Source organism: Nostoc flagelliforme FACHB-838 (assembly GCF_014698065.1).
In the GTDB taxonomy this organism is placed as follows: Bacteria; Cyanobacteriota; Cyanobacteriia; order Cyanobacteriales; family Nostocaceae; genus Nostoc; species Nostoc flagelliforme_B.
Window position 1 is genome coordinate 1 of the sequence record NZ_JACJSI010000409.1, and the last position, 5,078, is coordinate 5,078.

7 protein-coding genes and 1 rRNA gene are annotated in these 5,078 nt (G+C 42.0%); 2 read left to right on the forward strand and 6 right to left on the reverse strand.

The genetic code is table 11. The features are described 5' to 3' along the window. The coding region (locus H6G97_RS45085) for a group II intron reverse transcriptase (RefSeq protein ID WP_190946948.1) at positions 1 to 1,165 on the forward strand (1,165 nt) is incomplete at its 5' end. Positions 1,166 to 1,315: 150 nt separating this feature from the next. Here the strand turns inward: H6G97_RS45085 and H6G97_RS45090 are convergent. The 5 genes from H6G97_RS45090 to H6G97_RS45110 form a co-directional block, all read right to left on the reverse strand. Continuing rightward, positions 1,316 to 1,498: a hypothetical protein gene (locus H6G97_RS45090; RefSeq protein WP_190946949.1), complete on the reverse strand. Its 183-nt coding sequence runs from the start codon at positions 1,496 to 1,498 to the stop codon at positions 1,316 to 1,318. Further along, entirely contained in the window at positions 1,479 to 1,994 is a 516-nt protein-coding gene (locus tag H6G97_RS45095; RefSeq protein ID WP_190946950.1) for a helix-turn-helix domain-containing protein, read from the reverse strand. The genes H6G97_RS45090 and H6G97_RS45095 overlap by 20 nt, the downstream gene beginning before the upstream one ends. Before the next feature lie 400 nt (positions 1,995 to 2,394). Then, positions 2,395 to 2,556, reverse strand: a complete 162-nt coding sequence (locus tag H6G97_RS45100) for a hypothetical protein (protein ID WP_190946951.1) — start codon at positions 2,554 to 2,556, stop codon at positions 2,395 to 2,397. 83 nt (positions 2,557 to 2,639) lie between these two features. Then, a complete protein-coding gene (locus H6G97_RS45105; protein ID WP_190946952.1) occupies positions 2,640 to 2,801 on the reverse strand; it encodes a hypothetical protein in 162 nt (53 codons plus the stop codon). Positions 2,802 to 3,309: 508 nt separating this feature from the next. Beyond that, positions 3,310 to 3,792 carry a hypothetical protein gene (locus tag H6G97_RS45110; RefSeq protein ID WP_190946953.1) on the reverse strand — a complete coding sequence of 161 codons (483 nt, stop codon included), beginning with the start codon at positions 3,790 to 3,792 and terminating at the stop codon, positions 3,310 to 3,312. A gap of 458 nt (positions 3,793 to 4,250) precedes the next feature. Here H6G97_RS45110 and H6G97_RS45115 point away from each other — a divergent pair, with 458 nt between their 5' ends. Further along, complete coding sequence (locus tag H6G97_RS45115) at positions 4,251 to 4,781, forward strand: GNAT family N-acetyltransferase (protein WP_190946954.1); 531 nt, start codon at positions 4,251 to 4,253, stop codon at positions 4,779 to 4,781. Positions 4,782 to 4,892: 111 nt separating this feature from the next. On the opposite strand, the gene rrf is transcribed toward H6G97_RS45115, so the two are convergent. After that, positions 4,893 to 5,010 (reverse strand): 5S ribosomal RNA (gene rrf, locus H6G97_RS45120). Between the last annotated feature and the right edge of the window lie 68 nt (positions 5,011 to 5,078).

Below are 5,078 nucleotides of genomic sequence, written 5' to 3' on the forward strand. Positions count from 1 at the left end.
CTTCGCCCGTCCAAATAAACGGAAGAAATGGGTAGTAGATGCAGACATTCAAGGATGTTTTGACAACATTTCGCATAATTTTCTGTTAGAGCTTTTAACAGGCTTTCCAGCCCGTGAATTAATTAAACAGTGGCTACTAGCAGGATATATGGAAGCGGGTTCATGGCATCCTACAGATGCTGGGACACCGCAAGGGTCTGTTGTCAGTCCGTTGTTAGCAAATATAGCTTTGCACGGTATGGAAGAAGCCTTGGGAGTTAAATATAACAAGGACGGAGAACTACGTGCAGCAAGAGCCTTGGTGAGATACGCCGATGATTTTGTGGTGTTCTGTGAAACACTTGAAGATGCAGAAAATGTTGTTCAAATCCTTAATGATTGGATGCAAGTCAGGGGGCTTACCCTCTCCCAGGAGAAAACAAAAATATCGCATCTTACAGCAGGTTTTAACTTCTTGGGTTTCAATATCAGACACTACAAAGACCAAACCACTAAAACTGGATGGAAGCTGTTAATCAAACCTAGCAAAAAGTCTGTGCTAAATATTCGGAGTAAACTGCGTTATGAATGGCTTAACTGTAAAGGTAAGTCAGCAGATGCAGTTATTAAAAAGCTCAATCCGATTATTCGGGGACAAGCGAATTACTTCCGAGTTGGGGTATCCTCAAAAATTTTCAATTCTCTTGACCACTGGTTATATGAGAAACAGAAAATGTATGCCAACCGTACTCATCGAAATAAATCCGATAGCTGGCGTAAGGCTAAATACTGGGGAAATCTAAATCTTGATAGACCATTTGACCGATGGGTATTCGGTAATAAACAAACCGGAGCCTATATGTTGAAATTTGCTTGGTTCAAGATTGAAAGGCACATTCTTGTTAAAGGTAAATCATCACCTGATGACCCCAAATTAAGGGACTACTGGATTAAACGGCAAGAAGCTAAAACTAAATCCGAATTAATCAAAAGTAGGCAGAAGATAGCCCAAAGGCAACAATATGTCTGTCCTGTATGCGGGGAATCTCTATTAAATGATGAGGAGTTACATCTTCATCATAAAAAGCCAAAATCTCAGGGTGGTGGTGATAATTACGGCAACCTACAACTCGTACACTTGTACTGCCATCAGCAAATACATTCTGGAACTATCGGTAGTTTATGACTTGCTTGAGCCGGATGCGTTGCAAGGCGCAAGTCCGGTTCTGAGGGGGCGGGATTATAGCGATATAGTCCTGCTACCCGACCACGGTCATGCCAAGCTGATCGCCTAACCGAATATTAGTATTGAATCTCGTCAAATGTCGCCACTGTTTCAAAGGGTTATACCTTCTATATGAAGAAGGCGAGTTTTACACTGTCGTAGTTTGGCGGCATTTAAAACAGCTACGCCAATCTCGCCAAATCCTGCAATCTCGCTAGAATCAGAAGTGAGTTTACCTGTGTCTGGCTGTTGCTCTGTCGCTATTTGGCGAGATTCAAAACAGCTTCTCAACATACTCTTCCAGGTCAGCACGCTTAACTCGCCAGCTTTTACCAATGACTTTAGCTTTCAACTCACCTGATGTAATCGCATCCCTGAGAAATTCTCTGGACAACCCAGTTAGCGCTTGTGCCTCTGCAATAGTCAGTAGCAACTTATCGGCAATCGGCACTACTGGCTGATTGTCGCCTCTGCCCAGCAGCCCTTCAATGATTGAGGACAATTTATCAATTACCCCAATCTCGCCAAACTCCGCAATCTCGCCAGATTGATGCACTAATTTACCTGTCTGTGGCTGTTGCTCTGTCGCTATTTGACGAGATTCAAAGGCCGGTTTTATAGTCGGTTGGTTCAGTTCTTCCTTAAATGCTTCCAGTTCGGTTGGATCAAAGTTGGCAGTCGGGCGAGTTTTCCCTTTCTCGTACTTAACGCTGATTCGCCCCTGTTGTACGTAACGCTCAAGCGCTCGGACACTCACGCTAAGAAAGTCTGCTGCTTCCTGTTTGTTCATGGGATTACCGCCAAATCTCGCCGTCATCCTAGCATACAGTGTGGCGGTATTTGACGATATTGGTCTGGGTGGGTGAGAGCGACCGCGCTTTGAACAGGCTTGTTGCTAATGTCGATTAAGGGGTAAAGTTACGGAAGCTGTCACCAGGGGCAAAGTAGCCTGTAAGTATTACGATGCAACCGTTTCAGTTTTTAAGATGATTGGGGCTAGCGATCGCTATCCACAGCAGCTACAAGCCGAAAGCGAAACCAGCAAGCTTGTCTCACTGGGGAAGTAAGTTGCTGGCTGGTCTACACAAATTTAGCCGGAAGGATAAGCAAAAATGCTCACAAGGTCAATTGACCTTGTCTTGGTCACAGTGCCAGGTATCGGAACGCCCTGCGCGCTCAACCAAGTAATCCTACCAAGCATCTTCCCAACTTATTGGTACTTGTGTACCCTTGGTTGTTATAAAAGTCCACATATCACCACCACTGACCACTAACAACTCCTTGTCAGTCAGACTTAGCACTGGCAGGTCTGCTTCAACCGGACGCAAATCATAAATTTGAATGTTAGCCATTTGAAATCTACTCCTAAGTAAAGTCTTTTAAGTTGGGATTAAACTTTTTATTGCCACATGCACCCAGTCATATACGTTCAGAACTAGGCGTATTCTTTGCCATATTCATTGTCAATATAATTTAACCACCAATCATCAATAAAATTCCACCCACCACTTACAGACCGCAACTCTTTGTCAGTTAAACTTAGCACTGGTACGTCTGCTTCAACCAGACGCAAGTCAGAAATTTTAATGTTAGCCATTTGAAATGTACTCTTAAGTAAATTGTTTTCAGTTGGGATTAGACTTTTTATTGCGTTCTCTCATTACCATAATCTGTTATTTAAGTCAGTATTTCAAGCTTTAAATAATTATAAAAGGGACAAAAATAATACAATTATGTCTTAGTCAAGTATTCAATATGTTATCTATTTCACTAAAATTTAAACTAAAAGCAATATAAAAGAACGCAAATCAAATGGAATAAGAAATTAAAATATTCTCAAATTAGCCACGCCCAAAAACCTCGCCACTATTGCAGCGATCGCAGCTAAGACTTTAATATTTCCCACAATCCGATTATGCACACGATTGGAGCAAAGATAGAGATGCTAACGTCCAATCATGCACATAATCAAAAAATGAAAGTACGAAAAATTAGTCAGGCATCTTTAAAAAATTTGCACTTAGGTGCGAATGTTAACTTGATGCTAGGTTTCGGAACTTTTAAAATTTCCTCTGAAACACATATCTGCAAAAACACCTGAAAATTTATGGTCGCTTCTTCAATGTAAATGTCCCTTGGTTGTTATCAACATCCACAAGGCTACCAGTAATAAGTCCGGGTTGATCTAGCCTGCCACTAAGGACAATAGCATAAGTGATGTCTTGTCCTGTTATTCCTACTCCTCCAATAGTAACGACGGGCTTTCCTCTGTTGGTAGTAGTTGAATAAACATTAACAACAGAAGCACCACTACCAGTAGGAACGGGTAACACATAATACGCGATACTACCAACAATTTTTATCGCACAGCCACCTAAAACGTAGCATTGACTCGCAGGAAGACTGACTTGGTAATCCCACGTCCCATCTAAGTTAGTAACATCATTGCTACTTGTTGAAGAACTAATCATATCTACTGGCTCAAAGGTAGATTTCTTGTTAATCTCCTGAGCTAAAACTGATGACATAGGTGTAAGAGTTGCAAAAGTAGCAAGAGCTATAATTCCTGTTTTCCAATTTATCTTCACTTTAAGTCCTTTGTTTGTGGGATTAGATGTTTAAGATAGGCTAGACATTGCTTTGATGGCTGAAAAAAGAGTTGGCTAACGCCAAAAATAAGCCTTGTATACTTAGACACGTCAAGCTACTATACTGCTATTTCCCTCGCATTGATAGTACCCTCTGGGGTAATATCAAGTTTGGTAAAGCTTGGTTATTGTCAGCGATATCTGCGGTTCTTGCTAGCCGAAGCGCTTTATATAGGCTGGTAGAGATTGTCTCCCTGCGTTCGCCAAAAATAACCTCTTTCTTCAGGATGTCGTTTTACCTGTGTAATACGCTCTTAATCCTTACTCAGTACCTGTTTCACCTGATGTCGTCAAACTACCATATCCCGACATGAAGGGAAAATAATTCAGCACAATGTCTGCTTTAGACCTGGTTGCAGCTAGAGTAACATTACCTCTAAATTGAAAGGGGACAAGACATGGACAAATCTCCGGTAAGCTTGCATCTAGAAAAAGTAACAGAAGATCACGCTCAGATGCTGTACTCGCATCTGAGCAACCCGATTTTATACGAATACCTAGAAGATGAAATCCCAACTCTTTTGGAACTTAAGCAAAAATTCAAATTCGCTGCACTGGAAAAATCGCCAGATAACGACACTATGACTTGGCTGAAGTGGGTTGCGATACTCCCACAACACCAGTTTGTTGGAGTTGTCGAGATAGGTATTTTCGATGACGCATACGCAGAAATCGGCTTCATGACTTTCGCAGACTTCCAGAATCGCGGCTACGCGTCTACTTACTGCGAAAGTGCGATCGCCCTTGCCCGAAGGCGCTTCAACTTGATCGCACTGCACGCTTCAGTAAACGAGCAGAACTATGCCTCCCGTAAGGTGGTTGAGAACCTTGGGTTTGAACTGTACAACGTCAATAAAAACGCGGAGTTCGTCAAAGGAAAACTTTCTGATGAACTCATCTACCGTCTGACTTTTTCTAACCCCAACTAAGCAATCGTCTTACGGAGTATTAGCTTAAAGAGATTCTTTTTATTAAGCCATCTTATCAGCTAAACAAAAAGCCTTTCTAAATGTAGTTAGAAAGGCTTTTTGTAAAAATAAACCTGGCATTGAGCTATTTTTGCGTAGGGCTACCCCTAAACTATCGTGGCCGCAGCAGCGTTTCACCTCTGAATTCGGGAAGGGTTCAGTGTGGTTCCACCGCGCAATAGACACCAGGAAAACTCTGGTTGGTTGACAGTTAACGGTTAACAGTTAACTGTGAACAAAACCCTGAAGACTGCAAGT